Raw genomic sequence first — 14,642 nt, forward strand, 5'->3', positions numbered from 1 at the left:
TCCGGGGTCTTTCGACCCCGGATGAAGGGTTGTTATTCGACGGATTTGATCGAGGCTGTCGGCGCTTTCATGTTGCCCCAGAAGGCCGGGTTGTCGACATTCTCCTTGGTGATCGCCGCACCCGGGATCTTGATGTTCGGCCCCCAGGCTTCCTTCGTCACGACCCCTTTCAGGCCAAGCACGTCATAGTCGCCGGCCTTGATTTCCTGCTTGCCGACGATCTTGTCCATGAACATGGCAATGGCTGCCGCCTGGGCATAAAGCGGTTGCTCGACTTCGGTATTGAGCCAGCCCTTGCGGATCAGATCGAGGCCGACGGGAGCGCCGTTCGAGCTCATCATCATGACATCACCTGGCTTCTTGCCGGCTGATTCCAAAGAGGCGACGGCTGCAACCGAAAGATGGGCTGCATGCAGGAAGATCAGGTTGATATCGGGATTGGCCAGCATCTGATCGGAGACGATCGTCCCTGCATTGCTGGCTTCCCACTGCATGGCGGGCACAGAGATGATGGTCACCTTCGGGAAGGCCTTCATCTTCTCTTCGAAGCCCTTCTGGATATCGAGCGTGTAGGGATCGCCAGGGTCGCCCAGAACCTGCAGGATCTTGCCCTTCACGTCGCCATTCTTGGCCTTGAGCATCGCTTCAGCCTGTTGCGCGGCAACATGGCCGATCTCGATCGTCCCGGCGACCGAGGTGAAGTCTGACACGGTCGAGGTGACCTGACGGTCGAACTCGACGACCGGAATACCGGCCGCACGGGCTGCCTCGATGGATGGTTTCAATGCGTTGAAGTCGACAGCGGCGAGGATGATCGCCGCCGGCTTCAAGGCGATGACATCGTTCATCTGCGACTGCTGTGCGTCTGTCTTGTTGTCGGCGTTAAGGGTTTTCATCTCGTAGCCGGTCTGCTTCAGAAACATTTCCAAGGCGCTGACCGAGCCTGTCTGGAATTCGTCGAGCAGTGTCGGCACAAGATAATAGACCGTACCCTTGGACTGTGCGGCTGCCGTTGTGAGCATTGAAAGGCCGAGCACCAAAACGCTCAGCAAGCTTAGCATTATTCGTCTCATGATCGTTCTCTCCAGTTTTACGCCGGACCCCTTGTCATTGTTTGCCCACCGGTCCGGCGCCGGTGAGGGTTTGCCCTGTGATCATTTCGATCACTGCATCCGGGCTTGTCTTGGTTCTGTCGACATCGCCGGCGACGACGCCGTGGCGGATGACGACGATGCGGTCTGCGACCTGAAAGGCCTGCTGCATGATGTGGGTGATGATGACGACACCGATGCCCTGGCTGGCGACATGGCGGATCATGTCCAATCCCCGCCGCGTCTGTTCGACCCCGAGCGCGGCGAACGGCTCGTCAAGCAAGAGGAGCTTGCCACCCCAATGGGCAAAACGGTTGAGCTCGATCGCCTGCCGCTGGCCGCCGGACAGATGCTCGACCTTGGTTCGCATGGAGGGAATGCGGGTGCCGGCACTGGTCAGTGCCTTTGTCGTGATTTCCTCCATCGCACGCTCATCGAGGAAGGGGATGCCCGCGATCTTGCGGGTGATCTCGCGGCCCATGAAGAAATTGGCGACGACGTCCACATTGGTGCAGAGAGACAGGTCTTGGTAGACCGTCTCGATGCCGGCTGCCTTGGCCTCGGCAGGCGTCTTTGCCTCGAACTCTTCGCCTTCGAAGAGCATCTGACCTGACGTGGGTTGCAGACCACCCGAGATGATCTTCACAAGCGTGGACTTGCCTGCGCCGTTGTCGCCAAGAAGGGCGACCACTTCGCCCTTTCCGATCGAGAAACTGATGCCCTTGAGCGCTTCGATCGCGCCGAAATTCTTGCGGATATCATTCAGGACAAGCAGTTTTTCGGTCATTCGACAGTCCCCTTCTCTGAAGTCTCGAACATCTGGCCGAAGCGCGGCGACAGGACGCCGAAAACGGCTAGCGCGGCTGCACCTCGGAGTGCCGAATGCTGGCAGTCACTGGCGACGACGACACGTGGATGCGGGCGGTTGGTGCGGGCGGAAACCGAATTGCTCAGGCCGTCGGCCAGTGCGGCAAGCCGCTCGATCAAAGACTGCGGCGCCAGGCCACCGAGCACGACAGTCTCTGGATCGAAAAGGTTTTCGATCGTGCGGATGGCATTGCGAAAGATCGGCGCGATCTCGCGGACCCATTCGGCCTCGGGCAGGCCGCGCCGAGTGAAGGCCTCGAGCGAAAGATAGCGCTCAAGGCAGCCATTGTTGCCGCAGGGGCAGGGCTCGCCATCCGGAACGGCGGGGATATGGCCGATTTCGCCGGCATTGCCCCAGGCGCCGCGCATCACTGTCCCGTCATGCATCATCGCGCCGCCAAGGCCTACGCCGAAGAACAGGTAATAGTAATCCGAAATCTGTTGGCCGAGACCGTAGAGCTGCTCGCCGAGCGCCGCTGCCGCCATGTCGTTTTCCATAAAGGCCGGCAGACCTGTCGCCTCTGTGAGGCGGGAATTGATGTCGACGTCTTTCCAGCCGGTCATCGTTGTCGGGCCAACGAAGCTGATGGATTCCACGTCGAACGGCCCGGGCAAAGCCAGTCCGGCGCCCAGCAGGCGGCCGCGGCATGGGCTTGCCTTGAGTTCGTCCACCATCTCGCCAATCAGAGCGAAGGCTTCGTCCGGCGTCGGGTTGGACGCGCTGCGGTGGCGGCTCTCGACGACATCACCGCGCAGATTGACCAAGGCAACGTCGATGCCAAGCGGCGTCAGGTGAACGCCGACCGCATGCCCACCCTCCGGATTGACGGTCAGCTTCGAGGGCGGAATACCGCGGCCCCGAGGCTTTTCGCGCACCGAGACGATGAGCTCTTGTTCTTCGAGTTCCCGGACAATGGTAGAGACAGTCTGTACGGTGAGGTGAACCCGTTCGGCAATTTCGCCACGCGTCGTCGGACCAGTCAGGCGGATCGCTTCCAAGACGATCCGTCTGTTGTAGGGCCTTCCGGATTCCTGGTTGGTACCGCGCAGCGCCATTTCGAATTTCTCCGAATGACGAAAGTGTGTCAGCGGTCACGTATTTAGTCAAATGGTTTTCAAAAAAGATAAATGCGCGCGCGAAGGGCCTGATCGCGCTGACGTTGCAAAGGCTGATCTGACGGTTCGCGCGCGCTTTCCGCGAAACTCTTAAAGAGTTCGCCTCACCCTCGGAGCCAGGCATCATGACCAGCGCCTGATCAACATGAGCACGAAAGCGTCATCCTCCGCCGGTAGGTCGCGCTATATCACGGGGGTCGTACCCGCAAGGTGGCCGGGTGGGCACGCCAAACGGGAGGCGTTTGGCAAAAGCCTATGCCGTCGCCTCCAACGGTTGAGCGAGGGGCGAGAATATCGCCCGGCTGCGATCGACCATGTATGACGCCGTATGCGAAGGGGCATCCCGGGCGAGTTGGATCACCGCTTCCAGGATGAACCTGACTTTTTCCTCGGAATGGAGAACGCTCAGATTGAGCCGGGTGAAACCCGGTTTCTCGATTTCGTTGCCGTTCCGGATCGATTGCCTGATCTGCTCCGAATGCTCGTCATCGATCGACAGGAGGCGGTGGACATAGGGCCCGGCGCAGGCGCAGCCGCCGCGTGCCTGTATACCGAAGCGATCGGAAAGCATGCGGGTGATCAGCTGCTGATGCACATAGCCACCCTTTCCATCCCTGATGCGAAACGAAAAGATCGGCAGTCTCGACATGCTCATCGAGCCCAACAGCTCGATCTGGGGAATGCCCTGCCAAGCCTCGAATGCGCGCGCGGTGAAATTCTCGTTCAGGCTCGCAATTCTCTCGAGGCCGATTGCGTGCTTGACCAAGAAGGCGAGTAAAGCGCGGATATCGCCGATGACGTTGGGGGTTCCGGCTTCTTCGCGCGCTTCGATATTGTCGCTGTAATCGTGGTCCGTCGGGGAGACGAATTTGACGGTGCCGCCGCCTGGCCAAGAGGGTTTTGTAGTGACGACTGCATCGCGTCTGACCACGAGGATACCGGAGGCACCGGGGCCACCGAGGAATTTATGGGGCGATACGACGATGGCGTCGATCTCGGCGCCTTCAGCCGGTGTCATCGTGATTGGGATATAGGGACCTGCGCCGGCGAAATCCCAGAGGATCTTTGCGCCTGCCGATTTTACGAGCCGGGTGACCGCTTCGATATCCGTCAGGATACCGGTGATGTTCGATGCGGCCGAAAAAGAGCAGATCGTCAGAACGTCCCTGCTGTCCTCAAGAGCCTTTTCCAGGAGGATGAGGTCAGGGCCACCACCGCAACCTTCCTGAATTTCGATGATCTCAGCGCCGCTTTCCCGCCAGGGGAGGATGTTCGAATGATGCTCGTAGGGGCCGATGATGACCCGGGCGGGTTTGCCGGTAGTGACTGCATCCTCGACGCCGAGCAACTTGACCAGGCGGTTGATGCCGGCCGTTGCGCCGGATCCGGCAAAGATCACCGCATGGCGGCTGTCGGCGCCACAGCATTCGGCGATAGTGGCACGCGCTTCACGGCGCATGCGGGTCATCATCGCTCCGCAAAAGGACGCTTCCGTATGGCTGTTGGCATAATAAGGCAGGACCTCTTCAAGAACGAAGGTTTCCACCTGCCGGAGCGCCCGTCCTGACGCCACATAATCGGCATAGACGAGATCCTTCAGGCCGTATGGCCCGTCCACCTTGGCGGACGCGCCAATCATTCCCGAGGTCAGTGCTGCAATCGGATCGGCGCCAGCCAGACTGCGACGAAATCCCTGAAGAGCAGTTTCGGGTTCGGTTCGTGGCATGCAGTCAGCCAGCTGGCGCATTGTCGATCTCCTTGACGAGTTGACTGCGATTATAAACTGAAGCAGGGTCTGAATTCTTCACCGTATTTGCGCTGATTTTGCCAGGAACTGTGTCACATGATCGATAAAGACCTGAATTTCGATGAAATCGATCTACGGATCCTCACAAGCCTGCAACGCAACTCGGCCTTGTCGCAGCGTGATTTGGCAGAGCTTGTCGGGCTTTCGCAAAATGCATGCTGGCGCAGGCTGCAGCGTCTGCAGGCCAGCGGGATCATCGGCAATTCGCGATCCGAGATCGATCTCGACCTGCTGGGGTTCGATCTGACGGTCATTGTGATGATTCGCACACGCCACCATTCCAAGGAATGGGCCGACGATTTTCGCCGTCATGTGGATCGCCTGCCGGAGGTGATCGACTTTTACAGGATCGGGGGAGATTGGGATTATCTGATCAAGGTCGTGACCCGCGGAATATCCGGGTATGACGCATTTTATCAGAAGCTCATCACGAATTTCGATCTTGCGACGGTGACGGGCTTTTTCGCGATGGAGGCGATCATTCGCAACCGTGCACTGGATCTCAGCCGAATGAACCGATGAGACTTGGTTCGGTTTCCAGCCATATTTGGCGGCACAACCGATGGATTAACCCGCAGAATGTGCCTAGCCCACCCTAAAGCAGGCTAGGCGCTTTTTATCGTCGCTTAGAGAACCGAGACGTTTTCAGCCTTCGATTTACCGGTCTTGCGATCCTGTCCGACTTCGAAGCTGACCTTGTCACCTTCGCGAAGCGAGCCGCCGCGCTGCAGAGCAGAAACGTGAACGAACACGTCCTGGCCGCCATTCTCAGGCGTGATGAAGCCGAAGCCCTTGTCGTCGTTGAAGAATTTAACCGTACCTGTCGCCATGAGAAACCTGTTTCCTATGTAATCCGCGAAATTGCGATGGGCAAACTATAGCGCCACCGCTTCACTATCAACCCCAGCACCATGAACACCGTGATGCCCGGCCCGTATCAACGCCAAATTTTCTTGCCACCGACTACGCAAAGTATCTTAAGCATTGATATCTCTGGCGAGCAAGCCTGCCGCGACACCTAACTCCGTTATCTTGATCGGATATTGGTCGCATAGCGGGCAATAAGCCGTATAAACCAGGGGGTTGCCGCCGACCCGACGCTGTAAACGATGCTAGAATTTGAGGAAGCCCATGACCAAAAGCACGACGGTTTTCACCAATGCCAGGCTGGCGGAGGGCGTTCTGCGCGATATTCACGTCGAGTCGGGGCGGATATCTGCGATTGAAGCCGCAGGTGCTGTTACTCCATCCGCCGAGGTCGTCGACATCGCCGGCGAGCTGCTGGTTCGGGGTTTTGTAGAAGGGCACATTCATCTCGATACAAGTTTCTACGGCGACAAATGGATGCCGCATCGCCCTTGCACCAATGGTTTCGACGTGCATGAGCGGGTCGCCTTCCAGGCAGAAAACATGGCGGCCGCTGCTCCGATGGACAAGCGCGCCCGCGACCAGCTCGATCTTTGCATTGCCAATGGGACGCTTTCCATGCGCAGCCACGTGATGGTCGATGGTTCGGTCGGGCTGAAGTCGCTCGAAACCATTTTGGCAGTCCGCGAAGACTACAAGGATGTGATCGATATCCAGCTGGTGGCCTTTCCCCAAAGCGGCATCCTCAAGAGCCCCGGAACGCCGGACTTGCTGGACGAAGCCATCGGGCTTGGTGCCGATCTGGTCGGCGGGCTCGATCCGGCCAGCTTCGACCGGGACGTCAACGGCCATCTCGACGTTGTCTTCGGCGTCGCCGAAAAGCATGGTGTCGATATCGACATTCATCTCCACGATGCGGGCAGCATGGGTGCGTTCACCATCGAGGAGATTTGCGCCCGCACGGTGGCGCTGGGCATGCAGGGCCATGTCGCGATCAGCCATGCCTATGGGCTTGGGGATCTCGGCGCTGACGCGGCGCGCAAAATTGCCGCAACGATTGCGAAAAGCGGCGTTTCGATCATGACCAATGCGCCGGGCAACCACAATTTCCCACCTGTTGCCCTGTTGCGGCGAGAAGGCGTCACCGTGTTCAGCGGCAGCGACAATATTCGCGACAGCTGGTGGCCCTATGGCGATGGCGACATGCTGCACCGGGCGGAAATCATCGGCTATCGCTCGGGCTTTTATACCGACGAAGACCTGAAGGCGGCTTTCGATATCGTCACGTCGGAAAGCGCCAAGGCGCTGCAGATCGAGTCCTATGGTATCGAGGTTGGAGCCAGAGCCGATTTCGTGACGCTGGCTGCCGCCAACATTCCAGAAGCGGTCGTTGCTTTCCCCGGCAACAGGTGTGTCTTCAAGGGTGGACGCCTCGTTGCCCAAGGCGGGAAGCGGGTCTGATCCGCTTCGAGATCGGTGACGGAGGGCGGCTTGAAACCGTAACTCCGCCGATCGGGACGGCGGGCATGGTGTTCTTCGTCCACATCATGATACCGGTCGAACAGCCGGAGTCGGACAGGCCTTTGCTATTACCGGAGGTCCTGGAGCGAATTACCCTGCAGCTCGTTCGATACTGAGAGGAGATATTTCATGACATTCAACGCCGATACCAAGGGCGTCTACGCCATTGCCGCGACACCGTTTCACGAGGATGGTTCGATCGATTTCGATTCCGTCGATCAGCTGACCGATTTCTATCAGGAGAGCGGCTGCACCGGCATTACCATTCTCGGCATTATGGGAGAGGCGCCGAAGCTAGAGGCGGATGAAAGCCGGGCGATCATCAAGCGGGTGGTCTCCCGTGCCAAGGTGCCGATCATCGTCGGCGTGTCGGCGCCCGGTTTCGCCGCCATGCGGTCGCTCGCTCGCTCCTCCATGGACATGGGTGCCGCAGGCGTGATGATCGCGCCGGGGCAGGGCGCCAAGACCGACGACCAGACCATAAATTATTTTGCAGGCGCCGTGGAAGCGGTTGGTGAAGACGTGCCATGGGTGCTGCAGGACTATCCGCTGACGCTCAACACGGTGATCGCAACCAGCGTGGTCGCCAAGATCATCACCAACCATCCCTCCTGCCTGATGCTGAAGCATGAGGACTGGCCGGGTCTTGAAAAGATTTCCAGGCTGCGCGCGATGCAGAAGGCCGGAGAGTTGCGGCCGTTCTCCATTCTCTGCGGCAATGGCGGCATGTTCCTCGATTTCGAGCCGGAGCGCGGCGCCGATGGGGCAATGACCGGCTACGGTTTCCCGGACATGCTGACCGAGCTGGTCGGGCTTTTTGCCGCCGGCAAACGCGACGAGGCGCATGACCTGTTCGACGCGCATCTTCCACTGATCCGCTATGAGCAGCAGCTCGGAATCGGTCTTGCCGTGCGCAAGCACGTGCTCAAGCGCCGCGGCGTGATTGCCTCCGATGCGCAGCGCAAGCCCGCCCAGATGCTGACGCCGGCCGCCAAGTCAGAGGTGGACTATCTGCTTGCACGCCTTGCCCGCCACGACAAGCGCGCAGCACTATGAGATCAGAGGGAGTGGGATACGAGGTCCCACTCCTTTCTCCGCCCATTTTTCGAGGATGAGGCTGGCTGCTGCCTATTGGCCGCATTCCGTGATAGGTCTTGAGCCCCCGAGATTCAATCAGCGACGGAAAAACAGCATGCATTGCAAACTCATCGGCGTTCCCCTTCAGGATGGAGCATCCCAGCTCGGTTGCGAGATGGGGCCGAGTGCGTTGCGCACCGCAGGCCTTGCCGGCGCGCTCGCCGATCTCGGCCATCAGGTCAGCGATCTCGGCAATCTGGCGCTGCCGCCGGTCTCTGATATCACCCATCCCAACCCGGCGGTTCGCCGACTGCCTCAGATCGTCGCCTGGGTCGAACTGCTGACCAAGATCGCCCACCGCGAAAGTGCCGAGGGCATGCCGATCTTTCTCGGCGGCGATCACGCAATGTCGGCCGGCATCGTCGCGGGCCTGGCACGCACGGCGTCCGAAAAGCAGCGACCGCTTTTCGTTCTCTGGGTCGATGCGCATACGGATTTCCACACGCTGGAAACGACCGGCAGCGGCAATCTGCACGGCGTTCCCGTTGCCTATTTCACGGGGCAACCGGGGTTTGAAGGCTATTTCCCGCCGCTGACGCATCCGGTCGATCCGGCCAATGTCTGCATGATCGGCATCCGCAGCGTCGATCCGCAGGAGCGCTCCGCGATCAACAAGAGTGACATCACGGTGCATGATATGCGGGCGATCGACGAACATGGCGTGGGCGCCGTGCTGCGCTCGTTTATCGAAAAGGTCGAGGCCGCGGGCGGTCTGCTGCATGTCAGCCTCGACGTGGATTTCCTCGATCCGTCGGTCGCTCCCGCCGTCGGAACTACGGTGCCGGGCGGCGCTACGTTCCGCGAAGCGCATCTGGTGATGGAAATGCTGCATGACAGCGGTCTCGTCACCAGCCTCGATCTGGTCGAGCTCAACCCGTTCCTCGATGAACGGGGCCGTACCGCCACGCTTCTGGTGGACCTCACCGCCAGCCTGATGGGCCGCACCGTGCTTGACCGCCCGACCCGGCGGTTCTGACCGCTCGTCAGATCAGCATGCTCGCGCCGCGGTCGAGATAGGTATCGAGGAACTGGTCGAGCCGCGGATGGCGGGGTTTGGCAAAAACCTCCGAGGGCGGGCCGGAAAACAGCAGCTTGCCATGGTCGAGGAACGAGATCTGCTGGCCGACGGTCGCGGCAAAACCGATCTCGTGGGTCACGACGACCATGGTCATGCCCTCTTCGGCCAGATCCCGCATCACTTTCAGCACTTCGCCCGTCAGTTCCGGGTCGAGCGCTGATGTCGCTTCGTCGAACAGCATGATCTTCGGCTCGAGTGCGAGGGCCCGGGCGATCGCGACGCGCTGCTGCTGGCCGCCGGACAATTGCGACGGGTAATGCCCGGCGCGGTTTTCCAGGCCGACCTTGCGCAGCTGCGCCATGGCCTTTTCCTCGGCGTCGGCTTTCGAGAGCTTCCGGACGATCTTCAGGGCTTCGCTGACATTGCCGAGCGCCGTCATGTGCGGCCAGAGATTGAACTGCTGGAAGACCATGCCGGTTTGGGCGCGGACAGTGCGGATCTGCGCCGGGGGCAGTCGTTCGCGCTTGCCGTCGGGCTTTTCGAAAAAGCCGAGCGCCTCGCCGTTGATGGTGATCATGCCGCTGGTTGATTCTTCCAGGAACGCCAGGCATCGCAAAAGCGTGCTCTTGCCGGAGCCGGAAGGGCCGATCAGGCAGGAAACCTTCCCCTCGGGTATTTCGAGATTGATATCCTGCAGAACGGTCGTCTCTCCGAACCGCTTGACCAGGTTGCGGATGGTGATGGCGGGTAGGGTCATGCTTTCAAAAACCTCAAACGGGAAAGCCGGTATTCGGCGGCGCGGCCAAGCCGGTCGGTCAGCTCGACAAGTGCCCAGTAGACGACAGCGAGAATGAAGATCGCCTCGAGATAGGCATATTGCTGCGAGCCGATGGCGCTGACGGTGGCCGTCAGTTCCGGCACGGTGATGATCGACAGAACGGCGGATTCCTTCAGCAGAATGACCGAAAGGTTGACCGCCGGCGGCAACACGATCAGCGCCATTTCCGGGATCTGGATGCGGCGGATCGTCTGCAGGCGTGTCATGCCAAGGCAGCCGGCGGCTTCCACATGGCCAACAGGAACGGCGGCAAAGCCGGCGCGGAAGATCTCGCTGTAATAGGCGGCACTATAGACCGTCAGACCGATGAGGCCGCAGGGGATCGGATCCAGCATCAGGCCGACGAACGGACCGCCGTAGTAGAGAAGAAAGATCTGGATCAGGAAGGGCGTGCCGCGCAGCACTTCGACAACGGAGCCCAGGACTGCGTTGGTGGCGAACCCACCGAAGCGGCGGGCGGTTGCCACGAGAAAGCCGATGACGACGCCACCGGCAATGCCGGCGATCCAGAGCAGAAGCGTGACGAACAGCCCGCTGCCGAGTTCGGGCAGCTTTTCGATGATGACCTGAGGATTGAACATCATGCGGAGGTCCTCGCCATGGATCTTTCCGCGTAGCGACCGAGAAGCGCGATCGTCGAGCAGATCACGAAATAGACCAGTCCGGCACTGAGGAAGATTGGGATCGGCTGGTAGGTGCTGGAGGCCAGATCCTGTGCCATCTTTGTCAGCTCGATGATCCCGACGACAGACACAAGCGACGATGCCTTCAGGATCATGATCGATTCGTTGACCAGCGTCGGGAGGGTCAACCGAAGAGCGATTGGGACCTGGATCCGCGCAAAGATCTGAAGCGGATTGAAGCCCGTCACCTCAGCTGCCTCGATCAACCCTTTCGGCACGCTGGAGAAGCCGCCGCGCAGGTTTTCCGCCTGATAGGCCGCGGTGCAGAGCGACAAGCCGATAATCGCCGCGACGATGCTTGGCACGTTGAGGCCGATCGCCGGCAGCAGCGTGTAGATCAACAGCAGTTGGACAAGCAGCGGCACGCCGCGGAAGAAGCTGACGAACAGTCTTGCAGGAGCCGAGTAGATCGTCTTGCCGGACAGGGTCGCGGCCGAAAGCAGGATCGCGATGACGAATCCGATCGCAATCGAGACCAGGCTGATGCCGATGGTCGACACCGCCGCCTGCAGGAGAAGCGTGAATAGTTTGAACGTCATCTGTCGTCACGTCTCGCCCGGGGAATGCGGCGGGCGGATGGAGCAGTGGATTGAAGCGGGCAGGACAGGAGCTGTCCTATCCTGCCCGTTCGCAAGGTGTCTTAGAACGCAGGTTCTTTCACTTCGTCCGGCGTATCGAACGTCGTGCCGAACCACTTTTCCTGCAGCTTGGCCAGGCGCCCGTCCTTCTTCATCTTGATGACTTCGGAATTGACGTATTCGACGAGGCTGGCGCTGTCGGCGTCCTTCTTGCCGATGAAGCCGAAATAGGCTTTCTTGCCGAAGGCGGGCGTGACAACTTCAAAGACGCCGGCGCGCTGCTTTGCGACGAAGGCAATGTTCGGCAGCGAATTTGCGACGGCGACGATACGGCCGGCCGCCAGATCCGCATAGGCGTCGTTGAAGGAAACGTATTCGCGGGCGGTCACCTTGGTCGGCAGCGTCTCGGAATATTGCTGCAGCTGAGCAAGCTGCGCGGTCGCCTTGCCGGCGCCGACGGCCTTGCCGGCAATGTCTTCAGGCTTGGTGATCGATGTATCGCCGGCTTTCTTCAGGATGGCGACGGTTGCCTCTGCAATCGGCGCGGTCATCTTGAAGCGTTCCAGGCGTGCCTTGGTAATGGTGGCAGGGCCCGCGACAAAATCGAACTTGCCGGCTTCCAGTGCCGGGAAGACGCCATCCCAGGGCAGCTCGACCCATTCGATCTTGACGCCGAGATCCTTGCCGAGTTCTGCGAAGAAATCGACGTTGAGGCCCGTATGCGTGCCGGCATCGATAAAGTCGAAAGGAGCAAAGGCGGTTTCCGTGCCGACCTTCATGACGCCGGCCGCCTTGATGCGGGCAAGCGCGTCATCTGCAGCATGGGCGGAAAACGCCGTGGTTACGAGAAGCGCGGCGCCGACGGCGGCCTTCAGCAGATGTCTCTTCAGCATTGGTGATGTCTCCACGTTATCGGCATACGCGTGCCGATTGCTGTTCCCGTTTTTTGGCTCGGCGGGTTGAACCGGCCAAGCATGGAACAAATAGACAGAGCTTCCCAAACAGAGTCAACGCGCTTTCGCACCGCAATATAGAACCTTGGTAAGTGTTCAGATACTTACTGATCAGCCGATCGCGAGCGCGTCTTTCAATCCGAGGCCCTGCTTCTCCTGCAGGTCGAGATCGGCCTCGATATGATCGATATGGTGCAGCATCAGGGCAGCCGCCCGTTCGCCATCGCCGTCCTTGAGGGCGTCGAGAATGGCGAAGTGCTCGCTGTGGCCGCAGCTCGACACGCCGGAGCGTCCGTAAAGCGCGATCACCAGTGAAGAGCGGGCTATCAATTCGTCCATGAAGCGCTGCAGAATGGAATTTCCGGCGACCGAAGCCAGCATCAGGTGGAAATCACCGGAAGCCTTGATCTCGGCGCGTCGTGCGGCCGGACCGCGCTCAGTCATGTAGCGCTCTTCTTCCTGAAGCTGGCGCCGGAATTCTTCGATGTCATCCTGTGTGATCCGCTCGAGCGCAGCGGCGACAATGCCGGGCTCGATAAGCCGGCGCGAAGCAAAGATCTGCCGTGCTTCGTCCGGCGACGGATTGGAGACGAAGGCGCCGCGGTTTCGCTCGGTCTTTACCAGGCCTTCGAAGGTCAGCATCTGCAGCGCGGCGCGGGCGACGGTGCGACTGACGTCGAACAGCGAGCCGACTTCGGCTTCCGAAAGCTTGGTTCCGGGCGCCAGGCGGCGGTCGATGATCGCGTTGCGCAACGCTTCGCGGATCGCCATTGACCGATCTTCCGGAATCGTCTCGCTGAGAATGATCTGCTCGCTGATACTCATCACCACATCCCGTTAATCTCCCTTACTCCAGCCACATCGAGATTGCCAGATCGGATGTCTGCGATCCACGGCAAGGATTGCATACGATTTGCGCATGGGATCGCTATCGATCGCACGATTTTTGCGCATTGCACTCAAAAGGTTCTTTCAGCGCAAACCGATGTTCCAGTGCGGTCAAAGGGTTACCGGAACTGGCACGGCGGATGCATCTCATTTCGCAAGCAGGGAGCACCGCATGAGCAAAGCCGCCGAAATCGATATCGCCTCCGTCACCAAGACCTATGGGACGACGACGGCGGTCCATGCGATCAGTCTCAAGATCCCGGCCGGCACCTATTGCTGCCTGCTCGGTCCGTCCGGCTGCGGCAAGACCTCGACGCTGAGAATGATCGCGGGCCATGAGAGCATCTCCTCGGGCGACGTGCGGCTCGGCAACACGGTGGTGACGGATCTTCCGCCGGCCAAACGCGGCACGGCAATGATGTTCCAGTCCTACGCACTGTTTCCGCATCTCGATCTGGTCGACAACGTCGCGTTTTCGCTCAAGATGAAGGGCGTTGACAAGGATGTCCGCCGTGCCAAGGCGATGGACCTGCTGCGGCTGATGCAGATGGAAGGCTATGCGACGCGCCGTCCGGCCCAGCTTTCCGGCGGTCAGCAGCAGCGCGTGGCGCTGGCGCGTGCGCTGATTACCGATCCGGAAGCACTGCTGCTCGACGAGCCGCTTTCCGCGCTCGATCCGTTCTTGAAGATCCGTATGCGGGCGGAGCTGAAGAAGCTGCAGACCTCGCTCGGCATCACTTTCGTGCATGTGACGCACAGCCAGGAAGAGGCGATGGCGCTTGCCGACATCATCGTCATCATGAATGACGGTCGCATCGAGCAGGCGGCCCATCCGCGCGTCGTGTTCGAAAAGCCGGCGACAGCCTTCGTCGCTAAGTTCATGGGCGACCACAACGTCATTTCCGGTCGCGTCACCAAAAGCGCGGGCCAGGAACTGATGTTGTCGGTGCCGGCCGGTGCCGATTTTCTGGCCGTCGGCGACAATGGCGACCTGACCGATCAGGCCGATATCGCCATCCGTACCGATCACGTCCGGATCGGCCAGCCGTCCGAAACGGGCCTCGGTTTTACCGGCTCGATCACCAATATCGAATATCGCGGTTCCTCGGTGAAGCTGTCGGTCAACGGCGCCGGCATCGAGGATTTTATGGCGATCCTCTCCGACACCGATTTCTTCGCCAATCCGGTCAAGGTCGGAGAGGCGATCCCCCTATGCTGGGGCCGTGAGGACGCGATTGTCCTCGGGCGCCTCAAGCACTGATCCCACTCACAATAATC

Annotated in this window: 15 protein-coding genes; 5 read left to right on the top strand and 10 right to left on the bottom strand. The window is 60.0% G+C overall.

Features of this window, described 5'->3' with window-relative positions:
* Window positions 1-32 precede the first annotated feature (32 nt).
* The 4 genes from ACQY1L_RS15795 to ACQY1L_RS15810 all read right to left on the bottom strand — a co-directional run bounded on the left by ACQY1L_RS15795 (window position 33) and on the right by ACQY1L_RS15810 (window position 4,821).
* The gene (locus tag ACQY1L_RS15795; protein ID WP_062581491.1) at window positions 33-1,073 is read right to left on the bottom strand and encodes a sugar ABC transporter substrate-binding protein; all 1,041 of its coding nucleotides are present in this window, start codon (window positions 1,071-1,073) and stop codon (window positions 33-35) included.
* 34 nt (window positions 1,074-1,107) lie between these two features.
* Window positions 1,108-1,878 (bottom strand): ATP-binding cassette domain-containing protein, encoded by a 771-nt coding sequence (locus tag ACQY1L_RS15800; protein ID WP_062462050.1) that lies wholly within the window; start codon window positions 1,876-1,878, stop codon window positions 1,108-1,110.
* The gene (locus tag ACQY1L_RS15805; RefSeq protein WP_062581493.1) at window positions 1,875-3,014 is read right to left on the bottom strand and encodes an ROK family transcriptional regulator; all 1,140 of its coding nucleotides are present in this window, start codon (window positions 3,012-3,014) and stop codon (window positions 1,875-1,877) included. Before ACQY1L_RS15805 ends, ACQY1L_RS15800 begins: the two co-directional genes overlap by 4 nt.
* A gap of 313 nt (window positions 3,015-3,327) precedes the next feature.
* Window positions 3,328-4,821: an aminotransferase class V-fold PLP-dependent enzyme gene (locus tag ACQY1L_RS15810; protein ID WP_430241695.1), complete on the bottom strand. Its 1,494-nt coding sequence runs from the start codon at window positions 4,819-4,821 to the stop codon at window positions 3,328-3,330.
* A gap of 96 nt (window positions 4,822-4,917) precedes the next feature.
* On the opposite strand from ACQY1L_RS15810, the gene ACQY1L_RS15815 reads away from it, so the two are divergent.
* Window positions 4,918-5,403: an Lrp/AsnC family transcriptional regulator gene (locus tag ACQY1L_RS15815; RefSeq protein ID WP_192077907.1), complete on the top strand. Its 486-nt coding sequence runs from the start codon at window positions 4,918-4,920 to the stop codon at window positions 5,401-5,403.
* A 104-nt stretch (window positions 5,404-5,507) separates the two neighbouring features.
* On the opposite strand, the gene ACQY1L_RS15820 is transcribed toward ACQY1L_RS15815, so the two are convergent.
* Window positions 5,508-5,711 carry a cold-shock protein gene (locus ACQY1L_RS15820; protein WP_012760580.1) on the bottom strand — a complete coding sequence of 68 codons (204 nt, stop codon included), beginning with the start codon at window positions 5,709-5,711 and terminating at the stop codon, window positions 5,508-5,510.
* A 301-nt stretch (window positions 5,712-6,012) separates the two neighbouring features.
* Between ACQY1L_RS15820 and ACQY1L_RS15825 the strand changes: the two genes are divergently transcribed.
* The 3 genes from ACQY1L_RS15825 (at window position 6,013) to rocF (ending at window position 9,382) form a co-directional block, all read left to right on the top strand.
* Window positions 6,013-7,209 carry an amidohydrolase family protein gene (locus ACQY1L_RS15825; RefSeq protein WP_430241698.1) on the top strand — a complete coding sequence of 399 codons (1,197 nt, stop codon included), beginning with the start codon at window positions 6,013-6,015 and terminating at the stop codon, window positions 7,207-7,209.
* 189 nt (window positions 7,210-7,398) lie between these two features.
* A complete protein-coding gene (locus ACQY1L_RS15830) occupies window positions 7,399-8,325 on the top strand; it encodes a dihydrodipicolinate synthase family protein (RefSeq protein WP_430241700.1) in 927 nt (308 codons plus the stop codon).
* 136 nt (window positions 8,326-8,461) lie between these two features.
* On the top strand, window positions 8,462-9,382 hold the full coding sequence (rocF, locus tag ACQY1L_RS15835; protein WP_430241702.1) for an arginase: 921 nt from the start codon (window positions 8,462-8,464) through the stop codon (window positions 9,380-9,382).
* A gap of 7 nt (window positions 9,383-9,389) precedes the next feature.
* Here the strand turns inward: rocF and ACQY1L_RS15840 are convergent, their stop codons facing one another.
* The 5 genes from ACQY1L_RS15840 to ACQY1L_RS15860 form a co-directional block, all read right to left on the bottom strand.
* Window positions 9,390-10,181, bottom strand: a complete 792-nt coding sequence (locus tag ACQY1L_RS15840) for an amino acid ABC transporter ATP-binding protein (RefSeq protein WP_113165627.1) — start codon at window positions 10,179-10,181, stop codon at window positions 9,390-9,392.
* Window positions 10,178-10,846, bottom strand: a complete 669-nt coding sequence (locus ACQY1L_RS15845; RefSeq protein WP_209902446.1) for an amino acid ABC transporter permease — start codon at window positions 10,844-10,846, stop codon at window positions 10,178-10,180. The genes ACQY1L_RS15840 and ACQY1L_RS15845 overlap by 4 nt, the downstream gene beginning before the upstream one ends.
* Window positions 10,843-11,484, bottom strand: a complete 642-nt coding sequence (locus ACQY1L_RS15850) for an amino acid ABC transporter permease (RefSeq protein ID WP_062462075.1) — start codon at window positions 11,482-11,484, stop codon at window positions 10,843-10,845. Before ACQY1L_RS15850 ends, ACQY1L_RS15845 begins: the two co-directional genes overlap by 4 nt.
* A 101-nt stretch (window positions 11,485-11,585) precedes the next feature.
* Entirely contained in the window at window positions 11,586-12,416 is an 831-nt protein-coding gene (locus ACQY1L_RS15855; protein WP_062581505.1) for a transporter substrate-binding domain-containing protein, read from the bottom strand.
* Between the two features lie 171 nt (window positions 12,417-12,587).
* Complete coding sequence (locus tag ACQY1L_RS15860) at window positions 12,588-13,301, bottom strand: GntR family transcriptional regulator (RefSeq protein ID WP_430241705.1); 714 nt, start codon at window positions 13,299-13,301, stop codon at window positions 12,588-12,590.
* Between the two features lie 235 nt (window positions 13,302-13,536).
* Between ACQY1L_RS15860 and ACQY1L_RS15865 the strand changes: the two genes are divergently transcribed.
* Window positions 13,537-14,625 carry an ABC transporter ATP-binding protein gene (locus ACQY1L_RS15865; protein ID WP_430241707.1) on the top strand — a complete coding sequence of 363 codons (1,089 nt, stop codon included), beginning with the start codon at window positions 13,537-13,539 and terminating at the stop codon, window positions 14,623-14,625.
* Window positions 14,626-14,642 lie beyond the last annotated feature (17 nt).

This window comes from Neorhizobium sp. DAR64862/K0K3 (assembly GCF_050500185.1).
GTDB classification, from domain to species: domain Bacteria; phylum Pseudomonadota; class Alphaproteobacteria; order Rhizobiales; family Rhizobiaceae; genus Neorhizobium; species Neorhizobium soli.